The sequence below is a fragment of the Sinorhizobium meliloti genome (assembly GCF_017876815.1).
GTDB lineage: Bacteria > Pseudomonadota > Alphaproteobacteria > Rhizobiales > Rhizobiaceae > Sinorhizobium > Sinorhizobium meliloti.
Map to the genome: position 1 here is coordinate 653,900 of NZ_JAGIOS010000001.1, position 21,234 is coordinate 675,133.

28 protein-coding genes and 1 pseudogene are annotated in these 21,234 nt (G+C 61.8%); 11 read left to right on the forward strand and 18 right to left on the reverse strand.

Going from position 1 to position 21,234, the window contains the following annotated elements:
* Window position 1: 1 nt before the first annotated feature.
* The 14 genes from JOH52_RS03190 to JOH52_RS03255 form a co-directional block, all read right to left on the reverse strand.
* A complete protein-coding gene (locus tag JOH52_RS03190) occupies window positions 2-2,044 on the reverse strand; it encodes a phage terminase large subunit family protein (protein ID WP_028004742.1) in 2,043 nt (680 codons plus the stop codon).
* Window positions 2,041-2,682 (reverse strand): hypothetical protein, encoded by a 642-nt coding sequence (locus JOH52_RS03195; protein ID WP_017274591.1) that lies wholly within the window; start codon window positions 2,680-2,682, stop codon window positions 2,041-2,043. Before JOH52_RS03195 ends, JOH52_RS03190 begins: the two co-directional genes overlap by 4 nt.
* A gap of 148 nt (window positions 2,683-2,830) precedes the next feature.
* The gene (locus JOH52_RS03200; protein WP_017267128.1) at window positions 2,831-3,577 is read right to left on the reverse strand and encodes a hypothetical protein; all 747 of its coding nucleotides are present in this window, start codon (window positions 3,575-3,577) and stop codon (window positions 2,831-2,833) included.
* Between the two features lie 167 nt (window positions 3,578-3,744).
* Window positions 3,745-4,539, reverse strand: coding sequence for a hypothetical protein (locus JOH52_RS03205; protein ID WP_017267129.1), 795 nt, complete (start codon window positions 4,537-4,539; stop codon window positions 3,745-3,747).
* 277 nt (window positions 4,540-4,816) lie between these two features.
* Window positions 4,817-6,625: a DNA primase family protein gene (locus JOH52_RS03210; protein WP_017273558.1), complete on the reverse strand. Its 1,809-nt coding sequence runs from the start codon at window positions 6,623-6,625 to the stop codon at window positions 4,817-4,819.
* Window position 6,626: 1 nt separating this feature from the next.
* Complete coding sequence (locus tag JOH52_RS03215) at window positions 6,627-7,856, reverse strand: DUF7146 domain-containing protein (RefSeq protein WP_017267131.1); 1,230 nt, start codon at window positions 7,854-7,856, stop codon at window positions 6,627-6,629.
* The gene (locus JOH52_RS03220; protein ID WP_013843977.1) at window positions 7,853-8,188 is read right to left on the reverse strand and encodes a hypothetical protein; all 336 of its coding nucleotides are present in this window, start codon (window positions 8,186-8,188) and stop codon (window positions 7,853-7,855) included. Before JOH52_RS03220 ends, JOH52_RS03215 begins: the two co-directional genes overlap by 4 nt.
* On the reverse strand, window positions 8,188-8,700 hold the full coding sequence (locus JOH52_RS03225; RefSeq protein ID WP_013843976.1) for a hypothetical protein: 513 nt from the start codon (window positions 8,698-8,700) through the stop codon (window positions 8,188-8,190). The genes JOH52_RS03220 and JOH52_RS03225 overlap by 1 nt, the downstream gene beginning before the upstream one ends.
* Before the next feature lie 13 nt (window positions 8,701-8,713).
* Window positions 8,714-9,085: a hypothetical protein gene (locus JOH52_RS03230; RefSeq protein WP_017267132.1), complete on the reverse strand. Its 372-nt coding sequence runs from the start codon at window positions 9,083-9,085 to the stop codon at window positions 8,714-8,716.
* On the reverse strand, window positions 9,082-9,351 hold the full coding sequence (locus JOH52_RS03235; protein ID WP_026030356.1) for a hypothetical protein: 270 nt from the start codon (window positions 9,349-9,351) through the stop codon (window positions 9,082-9,084). Before JOH52_RS03235 ends, JOH52_RS03230 begins: the two co-directional genes overlap by 4 nt.
* Window positions 9,348-9,527 (reverse strand): hypothetical protein, encoded by a 180-nt coding sequence (locus JOH52_RS03240; RefSeq protein WP_013843974.1) that lies wholly within the window; start codon window positions 9,525-9,527, stop codon window positions 9,348-9,350. The genes JOH52_RS03235 and JOH52_RS03240 overlap by 4 nt, the downstream gene beginning before the upstream one ends.
* Window positions 9,524-9,673, reverse strand: a complete 150-nt coding sequence (locus JOH52_RS03245) for a hypothetical protein (RefSeq protein ID WP_164827281.1) — start codon at window positions 9,671-9,673, stop codon at window positions 9,524-9,526. The genes JOH52_RS03240 and JOH52_RS03245 overlap by 4 nt, the downstream gene beginning before the upstream one ends.
* A gap of 125 nt (window positions 9,674-9,798) precedes the next feature.
* Window positions 9,799-10,275 carry a phage regulatory CII family protein gene (locus tag JOH52_RS34985; protein WP_013843973.1) on the reverse strand — a complete coding sequence of 159 codons (477 nt, stop codon included), beginning with the start codon at window positions 10,273-10,275 and terminating at the stop codon, window positions 9,799-9,801.
* A gap of 119 nt (window positions 10,276-10,394) precedes the next feature.
* Complete coding sequence (locus JOH52_RS03255; RefSeq protein WP_013843972.1) at window positions 10,395-10,604, reverse strand: transcriptional regulator; 210 nt, start codon at window positions 10,602-10,604, stop codon at window positions 10,395-10,397.
* 82 nt (window positions 10,605-10,686) lie between these two features.
* On the opposite strand from JOH52_RS03255, the gene JOH52_RS03260 reads away from it, so the two are divergent.
* The 11 genes and pseudogenes from JOH52_RS03260 (at window position 10,687) to JOH52_RS03310 (ending at window position 17,530) form a co-directional block, all read left to right on the forward strand.
* Window positions 10,687-11,382, forward strand: a complete 696-nt coding sequence (locus JOH52_RS03260; RefSeq protein WP_013843971.1) for an XRE family transcriptional regulator — start codon at window positions 10,687-10,689, stop codon at window positions 11,380-11,382.
* Window positions 11,383-11,789: 407 nt separating this feature from the next.
* Complete coding sequence (locus tag JOH52_RS03265) at window positions 11,790-12,026, forward strand: hypothetical protein (protein ID WP_013843969.1); 237 nt, start codon at window positions 11,790-11,792, stop codon at window positions 12,024-12,026.
* Window position 12,027: 1 nt separating this feature from the next.
* The gene (locus JOH52_RS03270) at window positions 12,028-12,228 is read left to right on the forward strand and encodes a hypothetical protein (protein ID WP_013843968.1); all 201 of its coding nucleotides are present in this window, start codon (window positions 12,028-12,030) and stop codon (window positions 12,226-12,228) included.
* A 2-nt stretch (window positions 12,229-12,230) separates the two neighbouring features.
* Window positions 12,231-12,911, forward strand: coding sequence for a hypothetical protein (locus tag JOH52_RS03275; RefSeq protein ID WP_017267135.1), 681 nt, complete (start codon window positions 12,231-12,233; stop codon window positions 12,909-12,911).
* A 3-nt stretch (window positions 12,912-12,914) separates the two neighbouring features.
* On the forward strand, window positions 12,915-13,409 hold the full coding sequence (ssb, locus tag JOH52_RS03280; RefSeq protein WP_017267136.1) for a single-stranded DNA-binding protein: 495 nt from the start codon (window positions 12,915-12,917) through the stop codon (window positions 13,407-13,409).
* Between the two features lie 170 nt (window positions 13,410-13,579).
* Window positions 13,580-13,840 (forward strand): annotated as a pseudogene (locus JOH52_RS34990) (DUF2312 domain-containing protein); the annotation flags it as partial.
* Window positions 13,840-14,205 carry a hypothetical protein gene (locus tag JOH52_RS03290; protein ID WP_013843964.1) on the forward strand — a complete coding sequence of 122 codons (366 nt, stop codon included), beginning with the start codon at window positions 13,840-13,842 and terminating at the stop codon, window positions 14,203-14,205. The pseudogene JOH52_RS34990 and the gene JOH52_RS03290, both read left to right, overlap by 1 nt.
* Window positions 14,198-15,316, forward strand: a complete 1,119-nt coding sequence (gene dnaN / locus JOH52_RS03295; protein WP_017267137.1) for a DNA polymerase III subunit beta — start codon at window positions 14,198-14,200, stop codon at window positions 15,314-15,316. The genes JOH52_RS03290 and dnaN overlap by 8 nt, the downstream gene beginning before the upstream one ends.
* Before the next feature lie 9 nt (window positions 15,317-15,325).
* Complete coding sequence (locus JOH52_RS03300; RefSeq protein WP_017267138.1) at window positions 15,326-15,829, forward strand: hypothetical protein; 504 nt, start codon at window positions 15,326-15,328, stop codon at window positions 15,827-15,829.
* On the forward strand, window positions 15,826-16,194 hold the full coding sequence (locus JOH52_RS03305; RefSeq protein WP_017273560.1) for an HNH endonuclease signature motif containing protein: 369 nt from the start codon (window positions 15,826-15,828) through the stop codon (window positions 16,192-16,194). Before JOH52_RS03300 ends, JOH52_RS03305 begins: the two co-directional genes overlap by 4 nt.
* Before the next feature lie 178 nt (window positions 16,195-16,372).
* Window positions 16,373-17,530, forward strand: coding sequence for a tyrosine-type recombinase/integrase (locus JOH52_RS03310; protein WP_017267140.1), 1,158 nt, complete (start codon window positions 16,373-16,375; stop codon window positions 17,528-17,530).
* Between the two features lie 178 nt (window positions 17,531-17,708).
* On the opposite strand, the gene JOH52_RS03315 is transcribed toward JOH52_RS03310, so the two are convergent.
* The 4 genes from JOH52_RS03315 to JOH52_RS03330 all read right to left on the reverse strand — a co-directional run bounded on the left by JOH52_RS03315 (window position 17,709) and on the right by JOH52_RS03330 (window position 21,220).
* Entirely contained in the window at window positions 17,709-18,956 is a 1,248-nt protein-coding gene (locus tag JOH52_RS03315; protein ID WP_014528943.1) for an adenylate/guanylate cyclase domain-containing protein, read from the reverse strand.
* A gap of 89 nt (window positions 18,957-19,045) precedes the next feature.
* A complete protein-coding gene (locus tag JOH52_RS03320; protein WP_014528942.1) occupies window positions 19,046-19,330 on the reverse strand; it encodes a copper-binding protein in 285 nt (94 codons plus the stop codon).
* A gap of 21 nt (window positions 19,331-19,351) precedes the next feature.
* The gene (locus JOH52_RS03325) at window positions 19,352-19,831 is read right to left on the reverse strand and encodes a cupredoxin domain-containing protein (protein WP_010968682.1); all 480 of its coding nucleotides are present in this window, start codon (window positions 19,829-19,831) and stop codon (window positions 19,352-19,354) included.
* A 39-nt stretch (window positions 19,832-19,870) separates the two neighbouring features.
* A complete protein-coding gene (locus JOH52_RS03330; protein ID WP_004435899.1) occupies window positions 19,871-21,220 on the reverse strand; it encodes a multicopper oxidase family protein in 1,350 nt (449 codons plus the stop codon).
* Window positions 21,221-21,234 lie beyond the last annotated feature (14 nt).

The window sequence follows — 21,234 nt, forward strand, 5'->3', positions numbered from 1 at the left end:
CCTAGCGGTTCCGCTGCGCTGCCCGGGCGGCGCGCGCGAGGGCGGCAGCGACGAGCGGCGATTGCTGTTCTGCCGTGGCGCTCTGGCCTGCGGCAGGTTCGGTCTTGACGGCGATCTGGTTCAGACGATCCTCGAGATCGCCCTGCTGCGGCGCTTCGAGCCGGCCGAGCCGATCGGCGATCGCGTCCCATTCCTCGTCGGTCCAGTAGGGCACGCCCCAGCGATAGGCACCGGCCAGGCTCTGGTTGAGCATGTCGATGATTTCGTTGCGCTTGCCCTCGCCGAGTTTCCAGACGTAGCGGGTGTGACCGCTCCGGGTCTTCTCCGGTACCCGGGCTTCCGAGGTTGCCTGCTGGTAGAAATCGTCGCCGAAGCCGCGGGCGAAACGGATATAGCCCGCCTGCTCCAGATCGTCCTTCTTGTAGTCCCGATAGAGCCGGATCTTGAAGGCCGAGGCGTTGAAGGTGAAGAACCGGGATGACCACTTCTGCTTTTTCGGCTTGCCCTTCCGGTCATACTCTTTCGTCTGCACGATCGGCGGCGCGGCCTCCGTATTGCCGCCGCGCACCATGATAACGCGCGACTTCGGATGCTTGCGGACCCAGTTCCAGACATCGTCAGTATAGGCGTTGCCATCGATCGCCACCCGGTCGGCAGTGCGCTTCCGGCCGGCATCGTCGAGCCATTCGCGCTGGAGCAGCCGATCGAGGGCGGCGCGAACCTCCGGCTCGGAGATATGGCCGGAATGTTCCTTCGCGTCTGCCAGGTGACTGCCGGCGCGATGGTCGACGACGCCGTGATCTATGACGGCCCGGTACCGATTCCGGCCGTAGCCGACGAGCAGCCACTCGACACGATCGCCCTGCACGTCCATTCCGAACACCAGCGCCAACGCCTCGGCCGGGATGACGCCGCGCGCGAAACCCTGATCCTCGGCGCGATCGCGGAGCACTTCCCAGTCGATCGCCTTGTTGTCCGCCTCGAAAGCGAGCCCGAGCCAGTCGTTCCAGAACGTCTGCTCGGCGCCGGAGCCCTTTTCCCGGTTCTCCGGGCCACCGGCCTGGACCGTCAGCCACTCGCGCGCCAGGTTCTCCCAGCGCTCGAAGGGCGAATAGGCCATCCAGATGCGGAAGGACCGATGGCGGCGGCCGCGCTCCGGATATTTGGCGACCCACTTCGCGCCGTTTTCCGGCTTCACCATCCATTCGCGATGGTGCTCGTGGATCTCGCAGCCGCAATGGATGCAGACGAAATGCGCCTGCTCGGGATGCTCGGGATCGATGTGATCCCGCATGTTCTCCCAGCGCAGCTCCTGCAGCTCGTGGCAGTGCGGACACGGGACGTGATAGGTTTCCTGCGTCCCTTCCTGATAGTTCGACGTGATCTTGCAGCCGGGCGAAACCATCGGCGTCGAGATCTTGAAGATCTTGCCGTTGAAAAACGCCTTGCTGCGGCTGTCCGCCTGAACCTCCGGATCACCGGCCTCGTTCATCTGCCACTTGGCAAGATCGTCCTGGACCTGCTTTCGCGGCGAGATCATCGACAGGCCTGCCGGCGAGTTGGCGCCGGCAGCCTGGATGGCGCCGCGCCCGTCGATGCGCTCCTTGTAGAGCACCGAATTGCTCGCATCGCGGCTGTTCTGGGAAAACAGCTTGGCGATCCCAGGCATCTCGCGCACCAGCGGCATCAGCTTCGTCTTCGACCAGCGGGCGGCGTTTTCCTCGGTCGGGTGGACATAGAGGAAATCGCCGGGCGCCATGTCGAGCGAGCCGAGCGTGAAGATGTTGGCGCAGATGGTGCCGCCGATCTGCGCCGACTTCGCCAAGCTGACGATGTTGCACGGATCTTCCGGCGATAGCGCCCGCAGGATCTCAGAGAAGAACGGCACCAAGTCTTCGTTGTACGGCCCCGGATGGTCCGTGATGCGTTCCGAGAACACGATGTTCCGCTTCGCCCAGTCGAGATAATCGACTGCTGGCGGCGGCTCGCAGATCTCGGCAAGTACGCTGAGAGCGAGCCGCTCGGGATTGAACAGCACGGTCATTGCTGCTCGTCCTCGACATGCTCGTCCAACTCGGCCGCTGCGTCGGCGAAGTCGCGCGCCTTCTTGGCCCGATGGTCCCGGAACGCCTTCAGCAGCACATGGGTCGCATCATGGGTCGACACCGAGAATTGCGCGGCGATCGCCTTGGCCATCTCGGGGATGGCCTGCTCCATGACCTTGAACGCCTCGGCCACGGCCTTGACCATCTCTCGCCGGGCGTCGTCGGTCAGCATGTACCGGCCGAGCTCGAGCGCTTCCTCGCGCTCCATGCGCGCGGTGGTGATCTTTTGCTGTTTCAGCTTCTCGGCCGCGACCTCGTCAATGAACGGGTCGACGATGACGGTCGGCTTCACAGTCGCCTTCGGCTTCTCCGGCCCATCGAACGACAGCTCGGAAGCAACCGGCGCTGGCGCCGATCGCGTCGCCGTGCCGTTCGCTCCGAACCGCTGCGATGGATCGAGGGTCTTGCGCAGCTGCTCGACCGCAACCGATGCGCGGATCTTCGCGTTCCGCCCCTCGCCTTCGAGCGCATCGCCGAAGATCTTCCGCTCGGCGATATACTGCGAGATGCGCCCGGCGCTGACGCCGACATGAGCCGCAAACGCGCTCTTCGTCATGATGTCAGCTGCAAGGCTCATCTTTAGGAACGCTCGTTCTTTAGCCCGGCTCTTTAGTTTAGGCTCTGACTTTAGGCTTCAAAAAATCGCTCAGACTGGACAACCTCCGCCGTGCCAAATACCCGCAGGCGGGCGGATGCCAGGAAGGACCCGCGAAACGTCGGAGGACCTATCGGGCCGTCCGAACCGCCCGCTGGAAGGCGACGGCGAAATGATCGTGGACGTTAGCGACCACGTACCGCTCGACGACTTCACGCAGGCGAAGACGGATGCGATACGAGACCTGAGGCACGAACAGGATCACCGGATGGATGGCGTTCGTTGCCGGATCACGCTGGTAAACGCCCGGGTAGAGGTGCGAAGGCTGCCTCGGCACGAAGAACCGAGCGCTTTTGTAGTTCTTGTTCCGCTTGAGCGACGATGATGTGCGGGTACGGGTCGCACCAGCTCCACGATAGTCGATCTGCAGGTCGGCCATGACGCGGTTGAGAAACCCTTGCGTCATGTTGCCGTAGCGATCGAGCGGCGCCCGCTTTGCTGGCACGGCCACCAGGTTCCGCTGCATCAAACCACGATCGACGAGCTGCCGCTCGAAGGCCTTATGCGTGCGCATGCCACCTTCGATCTGCGGACCGAGAAATGCGGTGGCAGGCAAGCCGCCCTTGGTGCGATCACCGGTCACAACAACCGCTGCCCTCAGGTTCTGCCGCGATGCCCGGTCATAGACGACGCCCCGCTTTGCGTAGGGGGTCGGCCGGTCGAAGACCCGATCCATTTCTCGCTGGACTTCGAGGCGACCACCCTTGGCCGTCTCGTTCAGCGTGAGCATAATGGCATAGGGAAGCTGCTTTCGCTCGATATCAGCCAGGGATCGATTGAACTGCTGGAGATCGACTTTGATCTGAGCATCCATCATCGGCTTCTCTCGTCTGGCGCCATTACAGCGCCGGGGTGCATGGCCGCCTCCATCGCTAAATGCGAAACCCGCCGGTCTGTCGTCCAGCGGGTCGAACCTGATCTTTTCTACTGTGGCCAAGCTATGTCAACTTTCTGCCGCGCGCAACAACGTGCAGAAATTTCTATTTATCCAACTTTGTCAGTGGTTTGCGCAATTCCGACAGCCAGTTTCCATGGTGCTCGGTTCGGGCGAAATGGCAGCAGTTCGTGAGAGGAAAGGCACTTCGGAGCCGAAAGGCGAAGGTGCAGCAGCTCTAAAGTGGACTGCCACAGCTGCCAATCGAGGCGGGAAAGGACATCACCACGGATGGACCGATCAAGGCACCACTTGCGATAAGCGCCTTTGTACGGGCGCTGGCGACGCTGATCGAAGCCATTGTCCTCGTATTCATAGATCTTGCCGGTACGATCCTTCGCCTTCCGCATGACGAACCACGCCGGCTTGCCCCGATGCTCGACCATGACGGTCTTCGGTGCATTGCCTTGCCAGGTCGGACCACGGTCCAGCACTGCCGAGGTTATGACCAGCGACAGGATATGGCGCCCACTCAGGCGATCGGCGCGCTTACGCTGCTCGGCGGCCAGCTTCTCGACGGCCTCCGCGATCAGCCCAAGCTCATCGATCCAATCAGGGACGGGATTCCATCCGTCCGCAATCTCGAAGCCTTCATGGGCCAGGGCGCGCACCGCGTCGCCGACCACAACTGCGTCGGCGGCCGGCTCGCCCTCGTAAACGAAGCCCGGGATGGCGCCGTACACGTTCGGGCTGCGGTCGACCATCGTTCCAAGCGCTGCCATCTCCAGCATGCCACTCCAGGCGACGCTATATCCCGGTCCAGCGTAAGTGCCGCCAGAGCCGACCTTGCCGAGTTCCTTCGTAAAAGCCCAGGTCAGGAGAGCTTCGATGGTTATTTTCTTCATCTTCAATTCCTTCTGACCAGTTCTGACCAGTAGATGACTAGTTGAATGTAGGGTTTTAGACATTGAAATCAGCTAGTTAGATCAGTCTGACGAGTTCAGGTTACATCACCCATGCTTTTCCCTCCGAACCTCCCCAACGCCCTATATATGAACGTGCGATAACCCGTCACAACTCATCATCCCCATTGTTTTCATTGCACTTTCTGCCCTTGAGAACTCATCATCAACTCGTCACGAACTGGTCAGAACTGATCCTGAAAGAGGGGTTACGGGGAAGCTACGGCAGGTCGTCGGGCCAAGGCTCGTTCGGATCGAAGCGACCGGCAGGAGGCCCGCGCATGCTGCTGCCGCTCGGCACGTTCTTGAGCCGGACCCCGAAGTAGACGACGCCCGTCGCGGTTCGCTCCTTACGGAATTTCTTCGACATGACGCGGCCAAACGCGGTGACGTTCATCGGCTTGCCGCCCTGGTCGACCGTGTCGTCGCAATAGGCCTGATAGAGATCCTTGCCCTGTAGCGGGTCAGCATTCGCATCTCGCTCGATGCACCGGCCGACGAAGCCCGCTGTGCGGTCCATGTCGTCACGATACTCCTGCGTCGCCTTCTCGACCGCCTCCGGGATCACGAGGCCTTCGCGGAGGAAGATGTGCGCGCCCTCGATCAGCCAGTTGAGGATGCCCGGGTGCTCCGGCTCGAACGATGAGACAATCTCCTCGAACTCGCGCCGGTCCTCTTTGGCGATCTTGTTCGGCCAATGGATAACGGCCATGCGTCGCCAAATACCATCGTCGGTGCCCGTAATACGGGGATAGCCGTTACCGCTCATGATGGCGATGAAGATCGGCAGGAAGTCGGTATAGCCGGAAAAGAGATCGCGCGCGGTGATCGTCTCGCCGCCCGTCAGCTCCTTCACGAGGTTCTCGCGTAGATCCTCGCCCTCAGGCAGCTCCTTGACGCGCAGGAGGCGCCGGCCGTGCAGACGCGCCAGGTCAGGGCTGGCACTGCCGGACGATCCGCCTTCGCCGATCAAGCTCGTCGCCGGCAGTGTCACTGCGACGTCGCCGAGCAGCCGGCAGAGGGTTTCCATGTAGACGGATTTGCCGTTGGCGCCGTCGCCGTAATGGAAGAACAGGTATTGCACCGTGATGCCAAGAAGACCGAGGCCGGAGCTAACCTGCACCAGGCGCCGCACATCCTTGTCCGGCAGCTTGCTTTCGATGAAGGCCATCCACTTCGGGCACTTCGCCTCCGGCCGGTAACGCACCGGAACGATATGGGTGATCATGTCCCGTCGACGATGGCCCGGGATCACCTCGAGGGATGAATCTACGCAGGCATCGATGTATTCCGGCGCATCCGGCGTCTCGCTCACACTCTTGTGGCGTGGGTTCTTTCGCCGCTCGGTTTTCCGGTGGAAGACCAGCGTCGCATTCTGCACCGCCACCATCATCCGGTTTGCGTTGAAGTCGTTCGGCGAGCGCATGATATGCGGTGCGGCGCAGGAGAGCGCCGCCTGCATCTTCGCCACATTCTTCGATGTCACGGCGTGGTCGAGCCGGCGCTTGACACGTTTGCCATGGGCCTCCTCCGCCTTCTCGGCCGCAATCGCGAGCCGCTTTTCGGTCGGGTTGCGATCCTCCTCCGGCTTCTTTCGCGCCTCGATCGCCTTGTCTATGAACATCTGCTCGAATGCGTTCGGCTTGATGTAGGCAACCTCGCGCGCGATCCGGTCGCCGAGGCGCTGCGCGATCGCCGTCGCCTTCGGGCCGCCGTTGGAAACATCCCAATGCGAACCGGTCCAGACGGCGAAGGCGGGCTGCTTCGCCTTCTCCTGCGCCAGGACGATGAAGTCCGTACCGAAGTGTGTGATCAGCCGCTTGCCATTGTCAGTGTCGGAGTGGTCGAACTCAGCGCAATACTCGACGGCCGCTTCATTCGGCTTCAGATCGGCCGAGAGGTGAGCCGGCGGCTCGTCCGAAGGACCAAGAGGGGTTTCGGGGTTTTCGGGCTCCCGCTGCGCGGAGAATTCTTCCAGTTTTTGCGCGACATCCTCAGGGAGGGTCGGCCGCTTCTTGCGTTCCGCCACGTCAATACCTCGTCATCAATGCTGAAAAATCCATGCCGACCGGTGGGCACCAGGTCTCGATCGTTCGGCCCTCTCGGGCCAGACGCTTTTCGGCGCGCACCATCGCGGCCGCAGTGAAGACCGCTTCGCTGTCACCGTCGGCGAGCAGCACGAGCTCGGCGACGTGATCCGCCACCTGCATCGCTTCATCGGGCGCCTGGTCGGCCTTAGGGACCGGCCCCGCGACCATCACACGCCTTTGCTTGCCGTTCTTGTCCGCCTTAGTCAGGCTCGGATGCGCAAAACGAGATTCTGGATCAGCTGGGCCGGTAAGGTTGCCGAGGTCGCCGGCCGCGAAATAGAAGGTGTCCTTCCGGAACCGCTCGGCGCCGGCGATTGCAAGGCCATTCTCGATACCTTCGCCACCAACCCATCGGTTCGACGACATCAGCCCAAAAAGCGGGATCAAGGAGCCACGTTTCGTGCCGCGCACCTTCTTCGTCGGCAGAGGCTCGCCCTTGTCGTCTCGGCCGAGATCCGGCCGGAACTTCGGCTCGAGGCTCATGTCGATCCATGTCTGGTGGCAACCGGTGACGTGCCCAGCCAGGTCGACGAAGGGCGCGACCATCGCCACGCCGACATGACGCGCGATTTCATGACCGCGATCGTCGCGGCCGTGCCAATAGGTGCAACGCGCATTGCTGCGCAAATAAGCGAACACCACAGCTGGCATGTTATAGCCGGTGCGCGCCCTCAGATATGCGGCAACATCCGGATGCGGCTCGACCGAGGCATTGAAGAAGATGCCGCGCGATTGCTTCACTTCGCGGTCGCGATAGGCGTTGTTCTGCTTTTCTCGCTCGGCGGCCGCAGCCTCGTTCTTCGCCCTTTGCGCCGCGATCCGCTGGCGACGCTCGGCAATCTGGTCTTCGGTCTCGCGTTCGGCCTCATTCGGCAAAGGCTTGCCGAGGACCTCGGCGCAGGCCGTGAGAAAACCGGCGCGCGACCGCAGGTCGATATGCCCGGCATGGGCAACGAGGCTGATGCCGTCCTTGCCACCGATCCCGCAGCTGCGGCAGTTCCAGGCGCCCTTGATGCTGCTGATCGCAAAACGGTCCTTGCCCTGGCAGACCGGGCACGGCCCCGCGTGATTGCCCTTGAAGGTCGGGCCGACGAGGCCGAGCGAGAACGCTGCGTCGACGACGCTCACGCCGCGCGCTTCTTCGATGAAGAGCTCGATCGCGGTAGTCATAGCGCACCTGCCGGCGCACTCGCCAAAACCGACGTACGCTCTGCGCCTGCGCGCAACGGCGCCAGATCACGATCGTCGGCGGCGCGGAAATGTCCGCAACGCTCAAGAGACGTCAGCGCGAGATAGAGCGGATGACGACCAGGCAGCGGCCAGAACATGCGGCCGAGGCTGATGAAGGCGGTGCCATCTTGCCAGCCGAGCAGCCCATACAAGGTGCTGATCAAGCGGATGCGGTTGAGGTTCGCTTCGACATCAATGCCGAAGGCTTGAGCCGTGCGGATGCATTCCGGCCGTGACGGCGCCACAACGAGGAGGATGCGCGGCCGCTCCATCACGCCGCCTCGCGCCAGCGGGTGAGAGCAGCTTCACCCTTCAATGTCAGGCGCAGCACGGCCGGGACATTGGTGCGCCCTTCGCGCAGCTGGTCCACATAGCCGCCATCGCGCATCTTCTGCAGGATCGACAGCATGGCCTTTTGGCGCATGCCGATCGCGCGGGAAAGGTTCGCATAGGTGACGGTGACAGTCTTGTCATCGCCGGCCTCGATATGGCCGAGCAGCGCTATACGGTACTTGCGCGCCAACGTGCTGCGGTTCTCGACCGACGCCTCGTCCTCGGCTTGGGGGGCACCTTTGAAGGGGTTGTGATTGAACGTCAACACGATGGCAGTGCGGACAGCAGCGGCCGGTACGCGCATCATCTCGGCAACATCCGGAAGAGCGATCCCCGCCTCGGCGGCCAAGAGACAGAACTCTGTGCGCTGATAGGGTTCGAAGCGCGCGAAGTTGGCGGCGGTAACGAGACCCGGCTCGAAGAAACCAATCTTGGCTACTTGCTTTCCCATGGTCCGGCTCCTTTCAGGTGAATTGCTGGACGAGGCTTGGACGAGCAGCGGCTGCCATCGGCGGCATCGCTGAGGGTTCGGGTCTGGCGGGTTTAGCGCCGCCCTTGCGCTTGGCGATCCATGCGGAAAGCCGCTGCCAATCCTCATCACTGAGGAAGATGATGCCGCCGAACATGCGGCGCTCACGCCAGGACAATTCCTGTACGGACGCACCGGGACCAAACCACGCGCCGATGCACTTCGCGCCGTCAGGAAGGCGGAGGATCTCGACAGGGTCGCTGATGACGCGGCACCAAACCGGCGCATTGGTCGTCGCGCAACCGAGCGTCTCTCCAAGGGCGCGCTCCGGATCGTTGGTGACGATGAAGAGGCGGATCTGGCTCATTCGGCGGCCTCGAGCAGATCGAAGAGGCTCGGCATCGCCATCTCGCGCGCCGCCGCCTCGACATACTTGCAACCGTCGGAGAAATAGGCCGGGTTCAGTTCGACCGCGAAGGCGGCGAAGATCGCGCGGCGTCCGCCGGCGCACGCCCACTTCACGATGGCGCGTTGATGGCCCTTGAGAAGAGGATTGATCTCGGCGTCGACCTCGAAACCGCCGGCCGGCGCCATCTGGATCTTGTCGGCGAGAAAGGCGGCGTAATCCATCATTGCGCCTTTCCGTCCATCAGGTCGGCAATGCGCTGCATGCTGACCTCGACCCCGGCGCCATCGCGCCAGGCCTTCACGGTCTTGCGGATGGCGCGCAGCAATTCCTTCCGCTGCAGGCCCTTTTCCGAGCGAAGGCGATCACGATCGCGGCGGGTCTGATGATGTGGCTCGTTCATCGCGCGGCCTCCGCCTGCCATCGTGGCGTTACGCCGGCGATTGCATAGATGGCGGCGGCCTCGCTGCGCAGACGCTTTGAAGTCGAAAGGCCGTAATCTCCGGAAACGAGACCGGCACCAGCCAAAGCATGACGTTCGTCAGCCATGGCAAGCGCCTTGGCGACAGGCACCTTGCCCTGTCCCTCACAACGCGGGCACGGGCCGGTGATCCAGCCGAGTTTCCCAGTCCCACGGCAGCCCAGGCAAACGATCCGAGTGATCCGTACCTTCGTCATGCCGCACCGCCGATGCGCTGCTGGAGCGCCTGGAGTGCTTTGATCGCCTCGTCGATCTCGCGGGTGATTTCCTTCTTCTCGCGGCCGTCGACATGATCGTCGTCGAGTGCGTCGCCCACGGCGCGCACAACGTCCATCAAATCGGAGTTGAGGCGCACCAGGTCCCTGTGCGTTGGCGGCGCCAGAGCGACCGACAGATCAGCGCCCTCGACGATCGGGGTCACCCGGTAACCGACAATGTCTGCCATGGCGGAGAGGATGATCGGCGAGCCCGCCTCGATGTCCGCCTCTACTGCGACATCGATCGGCAGGAACTTTTCGGCGTTCTCCTCGCCGGTCGAGCCACACTTCGAGAGTTGCGCAGACCGGATGCGCGTGACGTGCTGAAAGGCGTCGCCGCCGCCAGCCATATCGACCGATCGGCGGGTCGCGGCCTTCAGCGTCAGGCCCTGTTTGTCAGAAATAGTGCGCAAGCCATCCTCCCTGAAAATCAAGGAAATCGTTTCCAGAAGTCTTTCCGTGAAAGGCGCCCGTCGCGCCCGTAAGGTCAGCCCATCAGATCAAGGGGGACCACATGCAAACCAACGCACCATCATTCCGCAGCCTCCGAGGGCGGATAGAAATCCGGACGCAGTACGTGACGAGAGACGCCACTGATGCGCTCGACCGAGAGGACACGGCTAACCGGAACGCGCTGCCACTGAAGGACAGCCGCGGGAGTGATACCGAGTTTTCGCGCCAGTTCGCTCGCGCTTCCCACGCGGTCGATCGCCAACGCTAGTGAAGGGTCAATCGTCGTCATGCACAGATATAAGCAGAACTTAGAAAAAGACACAAGCGATAATTACATAGACCAAGAAGCCGTGATTAGACCAGTTATAAGCATGGCTAAAGGCGAACTGGCGATCCAAATCGGAACTGCAATCAGGACGGCGCGCAAACGTCGCGGCCTCGTTCAGCGCAACATTGCCGAGCATTTGGGGATCGATGTTGCGGCCGTCGGCATGTGGGAAGGCGGGCGCAATCTCCCGAGCACCGAGAACTTGATGCGGGCGGCACTCTTTCTTGGCATCAATCCGGTCGCCCTGGCGCGCGGTGAACTCGTCTACATAAATGGGACCGATGATCTCGCCGACGCCGAGATCATATCAGATCCATCGCCGCCTCCGACCGGACCGATGGATGTAAAGCTTCTCGGTGTCAGCTATGGCGGCGACGATGGCGATTTCACATTCAACGGCGAAGTGGCCGGCTACGTCCGCAGGCCTCCGGGCATCGCCTCACTGCACAACGTTTTCGCGCTGCATGTTCTGAGTGACAGCATGGTCCCGCGTTACGATCCGGGCGACATAATCTATTGCGGCGGGCGCGATGCCGTGCCTGGAGACCACGTAGTGGTCGAGATGTTCGGGGAATCCGAAGATCAACCCGGCAAATCGTTTATCAAACGGCTGAAGCAGCGCACGACGAAGCAAATCATCGTCGACCAATACAACCCGGCCAAGGAAATCATCTTCGACCGGTATCAGGTCAAAAACCTTTGGCGCGTAATCCCGTTGAAAGAGCTGCTTGGTTTCTAAGAACCTCTGCTTCGGCGCGGAGCCTATCCGCATCGTGATTGAAGTACACCTGAACTGACACGTTCTTTCCGGGCAGCCCGCTCTCACGGCACGCTGAGCAACTGAACTTCTTCGCAACGACCGACAGCGCCGTGTGCAGCGTCACTCCATGGCAAAGCATCTGTTCAGGCGTCCGCCACCGGTTGCGCCCGCAGTCTGCACACTCAATACCTAGCCGACTGGCCTGCCCCAACAAAACGCCAGATGACATCGTTGCCGCACCTCATGTTCTCGATGTGTTCACATAATTGATTCTTTACCTTTAAGAGTCCAGAGCCATTCGACCTAAGTTTTGCTTATAATTTCCACTTGCAAGCAAATGTAATTATCGCTTATATCTGTCAGCCTCGAAACGGAGGCTAGCCGATATGAACCGAATTCAACGCCATTCCGAAACCGCCGCCGCCAAGATTGCCGCGGCACCTCGCTGCGTTCGATCACTCGAAGAGCGCCTGGCCGACGACATGCGCGAACTGGCCTTCTCCGGCCAAGACGTCAGCGTTGAGATGCTGAAGTACCGCGGCTGGTCTGAGCCGACCCTTAAGCGCCTCCTGCCTGAAGCCGCGAAGATCGCCCGCCGTCAGTCTGTCCGTCAGGTCGCCTGACATGGACAATCACTTCACCCCCTTTGGCGGTCGCGTTGATCCTCCCAAGCAGATCACCCTTCGCGAACCGCCCCTCTGGACGTACCGCATTGTCGCGATCCTCTTCGCGCTCTGCTGTGCGTCCGGAGGCTGGCTCGCCAATGACACAGTCGATGCTCTCGTCAGCCTTGACCGTGATTACGCCTCCATGGATCGGAGGTGAGCATGGCCGCAACCGCCCGCCTCGCTGACGATGCAATCACGACCGTCTGGGTGGGCGGATCGAGCATCGATTTGTCGTGCCCCGATCCGGCCATCGTCTGCTTTCGCGAGATCGGCAACACCCTTTCCAAGATCGCCCGCTTCAACGGCCGCTACGAGGGCCCGCTCTACTCGGTCGCCCAGCATTGCGTCGTCGGTGCGCAGGCATTGATAAATGAGGGCGAGAGCGCCATGCACGCGGCGCTCTTCCTGCTGCATGATGCGCATGAATGGATCCTCGGTGATCTCATCACGCCGGCTGCGAAGCTATACGCCGCAGTCGGCCGCGAGCTCTATGGCGAAGCTAACGTCCTCGACGCGATCGGAGCCTGCAAAGCCGCATGGGATGAAGCGATCTATTTCGCGGCCGGTCTCCCCGGCCCCGAAGCCTGGAGCCGAAAGCAGCGCGCCACCGTCGAGAACATGGACAAGCGCATGCAGCTTGCCGAGGCCGTCGCCCTCTTCGGTCCGCGCGCGGCCGCGCACTTCCCCAAATCCGAAACTCCAAAGCTGACCGGCGCCATCAAACCATGGCCGCCGATGAAGGCCGAGGAAGAGTTCAGAAAACTGGCCTACCGCCTGATCGGCGAGGATCGCGTGCTCGAATGTGCCTCGATCGTCGCCGCCAACAGAGCCTTGAGGTGACTTGTGTCTGGCTATCTCAACGAAGTAACCCTGATCGGTAACTTGGGCGCCGATCCTGAAATCCGCCGCACCCAGGACGGCCGGCCGATCGCCAGCCTCCGGCTTGCAACCACCGAGAGCTGGCGCGACCGCAACACCGGCGAGAAGCGCGAGAAGACGGAGTGGCATAGCGTCGTCGTCTTCAATGAACGGCTCTGCAAGGTCATCGAGCAGTACGTCCACAAGGGCGATAAGATCCTCGTGAGAGGCCAGCTCGCCACCCGCAAATGGCAGGATCAGAACGGCAACGACCGTTACTCGACCGAAATCGTGCTGCAGGGCTTCAACGCGTTCCTGACCATGCTGTTGGGCCGCCGCGAAGGCTTCAGCTACCGCGCCGGCGATGGCGCTTCCGACTATGGCTATGACGGCGACCGTGCCGCCGGCTCTTCCTCCTCTTCCAGACAGTCCACCGGTCCCGGCTCGAGCCGTGACTTCAACGACGACATTCCCTTTTGACGGAGACGACGATGGGGCAAGTGCTCAGCAATGATCCGGCCGCGACGGTCGGAGGCGTACCGATCGGCGCCGTGAAGGCCGCGGCGAAGGCGATTAGCAAGCAAGCAGCTGGCGAGCAGCCGGCCGAAGAGGCGCAAACCGAGGCCTTCGACAAAAAGGAAACAGGAGCGTCGGAGGCGCACGGCGTCGCGCGCGACCAGCTCCGCGCCTTCATCGAGCGGATCGAACGCCTCGAGGAAGAAAAGGCGACGATCGCCAGCGACATCAAGGACGTCTATGGCGAGGCCAAAGCCATGGGCTTCGACACGAAAATCCTGCGCAAGGTCATCCGCATCCGCAAGCAGGATCACGATGAACGCATAGAGCAGGAGGCGATCCTCGACACCTACCTCCAGGCGCTTGGCATGGTGTCAGCGGGGGAGGACGAGTGATGTCGACGATAGTTACCCTGCTTTGCGAAACTCAGATCGAGCTTGCACGGATCTCCGAAAGCGACTTCCGAGACGAGCTGCGCCGCCGCACCATCATCATGGAAGAGATCAAGGAAGAAGTTCGCCAGGACGTCTTGGACACGCTCTCGCCGAGTTCTTCCGCGACCGAGGATCTTTTCAATGAAATCGAGCGCCGGAAGGTGACCCACGATCATTGGACCGATCGCGTCTATAGGCTCCTCGCTGAAGGTGATTGCGCAGGCGCGATGGACATCATGCATCGCGAACTCGACCTTTCCCCCCCGTCCCACGAGTGCGCGATCGCCGACCTCATCGCCGGCCGTAAAGGAACCGCCCATGTTTAAAACCAAGAAGGCGGCCTTTCAGGCTGCGCTGTCATCCGTGAAGGATGCGGTCAACAGCAAGAACACGATCCCGCACCTCGCCAACATCGCGGTGGAACGCCACGCCGAAGGCATCCGCCTGCGCGCGACAAACCTCGATATCGAGATCGCCGCGCCCTTCCAAGCCGAGATCGGCGCCGACTTCTCCGGCTTCACATTTCCCGCCAAGACCGTCACCTCGATTGTTGGAGCGGTCGACGACGGCAAGGACATATCCTTCGAGGCAGTGATGCTTGGCAACAAGCTCGAGGCGGTGACGATCCGTTCCGGCCGGTCGAGGATCAAGGTTCCGATCCTGCCCCTCGCCGATTTCCCGATCCTCGACCAAGGCGAACTACCTTTTGCGGTGTCGCTCGGCAGTTCATCCTTCATCCGCTGCCTCTCGGCCGTCGACTATGCCTGCTCGACCGAGGAGACGCGCCACTACCTGAACGGCGTGTTCCTCGACGCGTCGGAGGCCGGGCTGATGTTCGTGGCGACCGATGGCCACCGCATGGCCCGTCGCTTGCTACCGTCGTCAGATGTCGACGATCCTATCGAAAGCATGCCGAAGGTGATCCTACCCAGGGAAACCGCGCCGCTGCTCGTCAAGCACCTGCCGAAGGACGAGACGCTGTCGATCTCCCTTTCTGAGTTCCGCATCCGCTTCGCGGCGGGGAACATCGTCATCATCTCGAAGCTCGTCGAGGGCACCTATCCCGACTATCGCCGGCTGTCGCCCGGCTCGCACAAGATCCGCGCCCGGATCAGTGGCGCCGAACTAAAGGCGGCTATCGCCCGCGTGCTGACAGTTAACACTGAGAAGGGCAACGCCGTCCGCTTCACTTTCGATAAGACGTCAGCGACACTCACCTCTCGGCCGGGCGACGCTGGCGAGGCTGAGGACGTCGTCACCGCCGCCAGCGACGGCGAATTCGTCGTCGGCATGAACGGCGCCTATCTCCGAGAATCGATCGATCACCTCGACACCGAGGAAATCGAACTCGACTTCAACGATCCCGCATCGCCGATCCTGCTGCGCAAGCCAGGCGAGACCGACACCCACACCATCATCATGCCGATGCGCGTCTAGGAGGCCACCATGATTACCGAGATCACTAAAGACGCGATCAGGAAGGTTCAAGCCGCACTCGGCCGCGAAGGCGTCTATGTTTCGTGGAGTACAACGCAGCGGGCGCTTGCCGCCGCATTCAAGGGTAAAGGTTATCAGGATCGCGTTTCAGCCGCTCATTCTGCCCTTTTTCATGATGACCCAACCGACGTCCCAGAGCGCCTTGCTCGCTTCTTCGAGGAGGTCAACGAAACCTGCCAGGCATTCGGCATGTCTCGCGAGGACGCGCACAAGCTTGTCGATTACACCTATGACCGGCCGGTCGGCGATCCAGCCAAGGAGATCGGCGCCGCCCTGCTCACCCTCGCTTCGCTTTCCGTCGTAACTGGCTTCGACATGATGAGCTGCGCCGAGGCAGATCTCGAAAAGCTACAGCGGCCCGAGACGATCGCTCGCATCCGGGCCAAGCGGTCAACCCGCCATGGTCGCGGACCATTGCCTGGCTTTGACGCTGAACAACGGGTGCCTGAATGAGCAGCCGGCGCGACCAGATCCGCGAAAAGATCATGGCGCGCGTCATGATCGACCCGGTGACCGGTTGCTGGAACTGGACCGGGCCGACCTCAGGCAAGACCGGCCGAGGCAAGGATTATCCGCGCATGTGGTTGAGCGGCCAGACGGTCGCCGTGCATCTCGTCATGTGGACCAATGAGCACGGATACATCCCCGGCAAGAGGCAGCTCGACCACAAGTGCCGCAACCGCCTCTGCGTCAATCCGGACCCCAAGCATACCGAGCTGGTGACGTACAAGGAAAACCAGAAGCGCCGCGACAGAGCCCGCGCGGCAATGATCCGACACAACGGCGGCCCGCCGCTTGAGTGCGCGGAGGTGCTATGATGCGTGCCGCTGACGGTCCCTTAGGCAAGATCTTCACGCTCGACGAGGCGAGCGCCTATCTACGCATGACCGGGCGCGCGATCGCCAAAGTTGCCAAGCGTGAAGGTCTGTGCACTATTTCCGGTCGAGACATGCTCTTCAGCGAGAGCGACCTTCTGGCAATTTGGGATGCGATGCGATGCCCCTCAAGCTCGTCCAGCGCAAAGGCTCGGACTTCTACTACATCCGTGGCACCGTCCGCGGACAAAGCCTATTCGAATCTACTGGCACTCGCGACAGAGAAGTCGCGGAAGCGATCCGTATCAAAACGGAAAGCCGGCTGCTGAACGAAAGCGTTCACGGCAAGAAAGCCCTGATCACGTTCGAAGAGGCCGCAGAGTCATACATCGCGTCTGGCGGCTCCGAACGATTTCTCATCAAGGTCTCACCCTCGACCGGAAAGGTCTCCGGCATTGTCGCGCATTTTCGAGGCAAGCTGCTGAAGGACCTGACCCAGTCAGATCTTGACGCGGCCGCTCGCATTCTCTTCCCGACAGCCTCGGCCGAGACGCGCAACCGTCAATGCTACACGCCCTTCATCGCCGTCTGGAACCATGCCGCCGGCAACCAGTGGGCCGAGGTTCGCCAATGGAAGCGGCCGCGCAAGGCGAAGGGTACGAACATCGTAAAACTCAAGGTGCGCGCCGGCACCAAGCCGACGAGCTATGACCGAGCTGCCCAGTTCGTCGCCGCCATGTCACCCGCACCGGCTCAGTTGATGACCGCCCTATTCTACACCGGCATGCGACCAATCGAGATGTTCCTCCTCGAGGCGTCAGACGTGAACATGCCAGGACGATGGATAACGCTCGACGCTAGCAAGACAGGCGAGCCGCGCGGCATTCCCATCCACGAGTTTCTAGTGCCGCTCTTCGAGGCGCTGGTGGCCCGTGGCGGCGTTCTTTTCCGCTCGCACAAGGGAGACCTCTACCCGCCGACGGAGGAGTTTGGCGGCCAGATTTCCAGCGCCATCACCGGCGCCCGCAATCGCCTTAAGAAACGCGGCGTCTCTATTGTCGACATCGCGCCCTATACTGCCCGCCACACAGTATCCACGCAGCTCGTCATCAACGGCATCCACCCCTACATCAAGGATCAGATCCTCGGCCACGCCGCCGACGACATGAGCCGCCACTACACCCATGTGCCGCAGCAGCCACTGATCGATGCCATCAACACCCTGCCCGTGCCGCAGCTCTGGCGCGATCAGGAATGGTGGAGCGATCCAGTCTACTGGTCGCGAAGACTGGTGAAGTGGGGTGATCCGGCGAAACGCCGAGTGCAGAAGGTGGGTTAGCGCAACTGTGCATTATCCGTGCACAGCGCTTGCGAAAAGCGAAATTCATGTTTAGCTACGCATGCTTACAAAGGCTCGCTGCTGGCCTTGGTAAGGGAGAGGCCGAGAGTTCAAATCTCTCTAGCAGCACCAGTTTTCTCTAGCGAACAGCTATTTACCAGCCATGAAGGCCGATGCCTTACGCCTGCGTTTGCCGTGGCAGGTACCAGACGTCGACGGGGAGCCGCCGGCCCGCCAGGGCGGCTGATTTCAGGGACATCCACTCGGCTGTCGGGATCGGGCCTTGCAGCCGCTCGTTCAGCGCAAGCGAGATCACAAGCGGAGCGTCGAGCGACTTGGCCAGGGTTTCGAGTCTCTGCGCCACGTTCACCGCATCGCCTATCACGGTGAACTCGCTGTGGACGCCGCTGTCCAGAACGCCTCCGACGACCGTGCCGTAGTGCAGGCCGATGACGGCATCGAGGGTGGGATAGCCGTTCGAGAGGTTGTGGTTCCTCCAGTCGTCGAGCGCATCGACCAGATCCAGCGCACAGGCGAGTGCCCGGTCGGCATCGTTTTCCATGGGCCGCGGCTGCCCGAACACGGCCATGACACCGTCTCCGATGAACTTGTCGACGGTCCCCCCATGATCGAAGATCGTCTGGGAGACGAACCGGCGGTATTCCGCCAGAACGGAGGCCAGATCGCCGGCGGTGGCAGTCTCGGCGAATCTGGTGAAGTCGCGCAGGTCGACGAACATGATCGCCGCGTTGCGCCGGCCGAGGCCGAAAGCATCGCCGCCTTTCTGCAGTTCCGCCACGATCAGCGGCGAGAAGAACCGCGAGAGATTGCGACGCCGCTGGTCCGCTTCGAGCGCCTCGTTGCGCGTCCGGTCGTGATCCCTCGCAAGCAGGTAGGTGGCAAAGGCTGTGAAGCCGAAGCTCACCGTCAGCCCGAAGTCCTGACTGAAGAAGGAAGAAAGCAGCGCCATGACGTCTCTGGCCCCGTGTCTCACCGCCGAGATGGCCAGCATGGCCACCCAGGAGACGAGGACGATCCCGGAAAAAGTGAGAACGAGGCGGCGGTCGAGCTGGAGGCCGGCGTGGATGAGCAGGACGAAACCGACCACGAGGCTGGTCGTGGTCAGGTTATGGTCCTCGGAGGCCGGAGCGAGGATATAGGCGTAAAGGATCGCCGCGACGAGCAGCCCGTCCAGAACGACGAACAGCGTCTTGAGCCAGAAACGGCCGGGGAGAAACAGTGCGGTCGCGACCGAAACGATGCTGATGATGAAATAGGCGATGACGACGACGTAGTGCGTGTCTCTGGTTCCCTCGCTTCCACCGAGCAGGAGGTTTGCAATCAAGATCGCGAAGGCGACGAACCTCAGTGCGCTCGAGCGGATTTCCTTTGCGAAGTCCCAGGGTGCGTGAAGCGTATACGTCATGTCCTACCCGATCAGGGGTGATGCTTACCGGTTAGCCGGCAAAGCCGGATGAGGAGGCGGCGGCAATCCCGCCGCCTCCCCCCGGTGGACTACTTCACCGCGGTGACGGTCAGCTTGCCGTCGACGCGTTCGGCGACGAATTCGATCTGAGCGCCTTCCTTCAGCTTCGACAGCAGGGCTTCGTCCTTGACCCGGAAGACCATCGTCATTCCAGGCATTTCGAGCTCCTTCAGGTCCTCGTGCATCAGTGTGACCTTCTTCGCCTTGGCATCGACCTTCTTGACGGTGCCTTTGGTGAAGTCGGCGGCGAAAGCGCCATAGGCCGTGCCGAGAGCGAGGGCGAAGGCCAGCGTGGACTTTACAATCGTTTTCATGTGAGACCCTTTCCTGAGGATTTATTTCTGTGCGACGGTCACGTCGCCGTGCATGCCCGCGTCGTAGTGACCCGGCACCAGGCACGCGATCTTGAACGTGCCGGCATTGGTGAATTTCCAGACGATTTCGCCGGACTTTCCGGGGGTGAGACGGATCGCATTCGGATCCTCGTGCTCCATGTCGGGGAATTTCTCCATCGCCGCCTTGTGCTCCATGACCTTGTCCTGCTGGTCGAGGACGAATTCATGCTCGAGCTCGCCGGCGTTCTTGATCGCGAAACGGACGGTCTGGCCCTCGCGGACCTGGAAGTCCGACGGCGCGAAGATCATCTGGCCGTCATCCGTCTCCTTCATGGTCACCCGGATCGTCTGGGTGACGTCGGCCTTCTTGCCGGGTTCCCCGACGGCCATGACCTCGTCATGACCGCCCTCGTGACTGCCGGAAGCGAGCGCCGGTGAGGCGAGCGCCGCGGCAAGAAGTCCGAAGATTGCAGCTTTCATCGTATTGTCCTTTGGTTGGTTGAAGATGGTCATGCGGTATCACCCGTGTTTGGAGTGCTTCGGCGTGATCTGGGTCTTTGCGTTGTCGGCCCTGGTCCAGTCGGGAAGCTCGCCCGTCCACTCCCAGGCCTGCGTTCCGGGCGGGTTTTCGTACCAGCCGGGATCGGAGTAATCGTCCGCCGAGATGCCCTCGCGCACCTTGACGACGGAGAACATGCCGCCCATCTCGATCGGCCCGTGCGGTCCCCAGCCGGTCATCATGGGTATGGTGTTTTCGGGAAGTTCCATTTCCATCTTGCCCATGTCGGACATGCCGGCCGTGCCCATCGGCATGTATTCCGGGCGGACTTTCCGGATCTTTTGCGCGACTTCCTTCTTGTCGACCCCGATGAAGGTCGGGATGTCGTGTCCCATGGCGTTCATCGTGTGGTGCGACTTATGGCAATGGATCGCCCAGTCACCCGCGTATTTGGCGTCGAATTCGTAGGCCCGCATGGCGCCGACCGGAATGTCGATGCTGACCTCCGGCCACCGCGCCTCCGGCCGGACCCAGCCGCCGTCGGTGCACGTGACCTCGAAGTCGTAGCCGTGCATGTGGATCGGGTGGTTGGTCATGGTGAGGTTACCGACCCGTACGCGCACACGGTCGTTCTTGGAAACGACGAGCGGGCTGATGTCCGGGAATATGCGGCTGTTCCAGCACCACATATTGAAGTTGGTCATTTCCATGACGCGCGGCACGTAGGAGCCCGGCTCGATGTCGTAGGCGTTGAGCAGGAACACGAAATCCCGGTCGACCGGCATGAACTTCGGGTCCTTGGGATGGATCACGAAGAAGCCCATCATCCCCATCGCCATCTGCACCATTTCGTCGGAATGCGGGTGGTACATGAAGGTGCCGGACTTCACGAGATCGAACTCGTAGACGAAGGTCTTGCCGGGCGGGATGTGCGGCTGCGACAGCCCGCCGACCCCATCCATGCCGGACGGCAGGATCATGCCGTGCCAGTGGATCGTCGTCGGCTCCGGCAGCTTGTTGGTGACGAAGATGCGGACCCGATCGCCCTCGACCGCTTCGATCGTCGGACCCGGCGACTGGCCGTTATAGCCCCAGAGATAGGCGGTCATGCCCTCGGCCATCTCGCGCTCGACCGGCTCGGCGACGAGATGGAACTCCTTGACGCCGCTGTTCATCCGGTGAGGCGCGGTCCAGCCGTTGACGGTCACCACCGGGTTGTAGTCGGGGCCGGAGGCCGGACGGACGGGAGCTTGCGTTTCCGCCGTCTCCATGATTGCCGCTTCCGGCAGGCCCATATTCGACGTTTTCGCCCAGGCGGCGGTGGATACCAGTGCGGCGCTCGCGCCGAGTAACTGTCGTCTGTTGAACATGTTCGGTTCCTTTC

Bases quoted from the DNA above. Each gene is read 5' to 3' on its own strand.
- JOH52_RS03190 (WP_028004742.1), bottom strand. From the start codon at position 2,044: ATGACCGTGCTGTTCAATCCCGAGCGGCTCGCTCTCAGCGTACTTGCC.
- JOH52_RS03195 (WP_017274591.1), bottom strand. From the start codon at position 2,682: ATGAGCCTTGCAGCTGACATCATGACGAAGAGCGCGTTTGCGGCTCAT.
- JOH52_RS03200 (WP_017267128.1), bottom strand. From the start codon at position 3,577: ATGATGGATGCTCAGATCAAAGTCGATCTCCAGCAGTTCAATCGATCC.
- JOH52_RS03205 (WP_017267129.1), bottom strand. From the start codon at position 4,539: ATGAAGAAAATAACCATCGAAGCTCTCCTGACCTGGGCTTTTACGAAG.
- JOH52_RS03215 (WP_017267131.1), bottom strand. From the start codon at position 7,856: ATGACTACCGCGATCGAGCTCTTCATCGAAGAAGCGCGCGGCGTGAGC.
- JOH52_RS03220 (WP_013843977.1), bottom strand. From the start codon at position 8,188: ATGGAGCGGCCGCGCATCCTCCTCGTTGTGGCGCCGTCACGGCCGGAA.
- JOH52_RS03225 (WP_013843976.1), bottom strand. From the start codon at position 8,700: ATGGGAAAGCAAGTAGCCAAGATTGGTTTCTTCGAGCCGGGTCTCGTT.
- JOH52_RS03230 (WP_017267132.1), bottom strand. From the start codon at position 9,085: ATGAGCCAGATCCGCCTCTTCATCGTCACCAACGATCCGGAGCGCGCC.
- JOH52_RS03235 (WP_026030356.1), bottom strand. From the start codon at position 9,351: ATGATGGATTACGCCGCCTTTCTCGCCGACAAGATCCAGATGGCGCCG.
- JOH52_RS03240 (WP_013843974.1), bottom strand. From the start codon at position 9,527: ATGAACGAGCCACATCATCAGACCCGCCGCGATCGTGATCGCCTTCGC.
- JOH52_RS03245 (WP_164827281.1), bottom strand. From the start codon at position 9,673: ATGGCTGACGAACGTCATGCTTTGGCTGGTGCCGGTCTCGTTTCCGGA.
- JOH52_RS03255 (WP_013843972.1), bottom strand. From the start codon at position 10,604: ATGACGACGATTGACCCTTCACTAGCGTTGGCGATCGACCGCGTGGGA.
- JOH52_RS03260 (WP_013843971.1), top strand. From the start codon at position 10,687: ATGGCTAAAGGCGAACTGGCGATCCAAATCGGAACTGCAATCAGGACG.
- JOH52_RS03265 (WP_013843969.1), top strand. From the start codon at position 11,790: ATGAACCGAATTCAACGCCATTCCGAAACCGCCGCCGCCAAGATTGCC.
- JOH52_RS03270 (WP_013843968.1), top strand. From the start codon at position 12,028: ATGGACAATCACTTCACCCCCTTTGGCGGTCGCGTTGATCCTCCCAAG.
- JOH52_RS03275 (WP_017267135.1), top strand. From the start codon at position 12,231: ATGGCCGCAACCGCCCGCCTCGCTGACGATGCAATCACGACCGTCTGG.
- JOH52_RS03290 (WP_013843964.1), top strand. From the start codon at position 13,840: ATGTCGACGATAGTTACCCTGCTTTGCGAAACTCAGATCGAGCTTGCA.
- dnaN (WP_017267137.1), top strand. From the start codon at position 14,198: ATGTTTAAAACCAAGAAGGCGGCCTTTCAGGCTGCGCTGTCATCCGTG.
- JOH52_RS03300 (WP_017267138.1), top strand. From the start codon at position 15,326: ATGATTACCGAGATCACTAAAGACGCGATCAGGAAGGTTCAAGCCGCA.
- JOH52_RS03305 (WP_017273560.1), top strand. From the start codon at position 15,826: ATGAGCAGCCGGCGCGACCAGATCCGCGAAAAGATCATGGCGCGCGTC.
- JOH52_RS03310 (WP_017267140.1), top strand. From the start codon at position 16,373: ATGCCCCTCAAGCTCGTCCAGCGCAAAGGCTCGGACTTCTACTACATC.
- JOH52_RS03315 (WP_014528943.1), bottom strand. From the start codon at position 18,956: ATGACGTATACGCTTCACGCACCCTGGGACTTCGCAAAGGAAATCCGC.
- JOH52_RS03320 (WP_014528942.1), bottom strand. From the start codon at position 19,330: ATGAAAACGATTGTAAAGTCCACGCTGGCCTTCGCCCTCGCTCTCGGC.
- JOH52_RS03325 (WP_010968682.1), bottom strand. From the start codon at position 19,831: ATGAAAGCTGCAATCTTCGGACTTCTTGCCGCGGCGCTCGCCTCACCG.
- JOH52_RS03330 (WP_004435899.1), bottom strand. From the start codon at position 21,220: ATGTTCAACAGACGACAGTTACTCGGCGCGAGCGCCGCACTGGTATCC.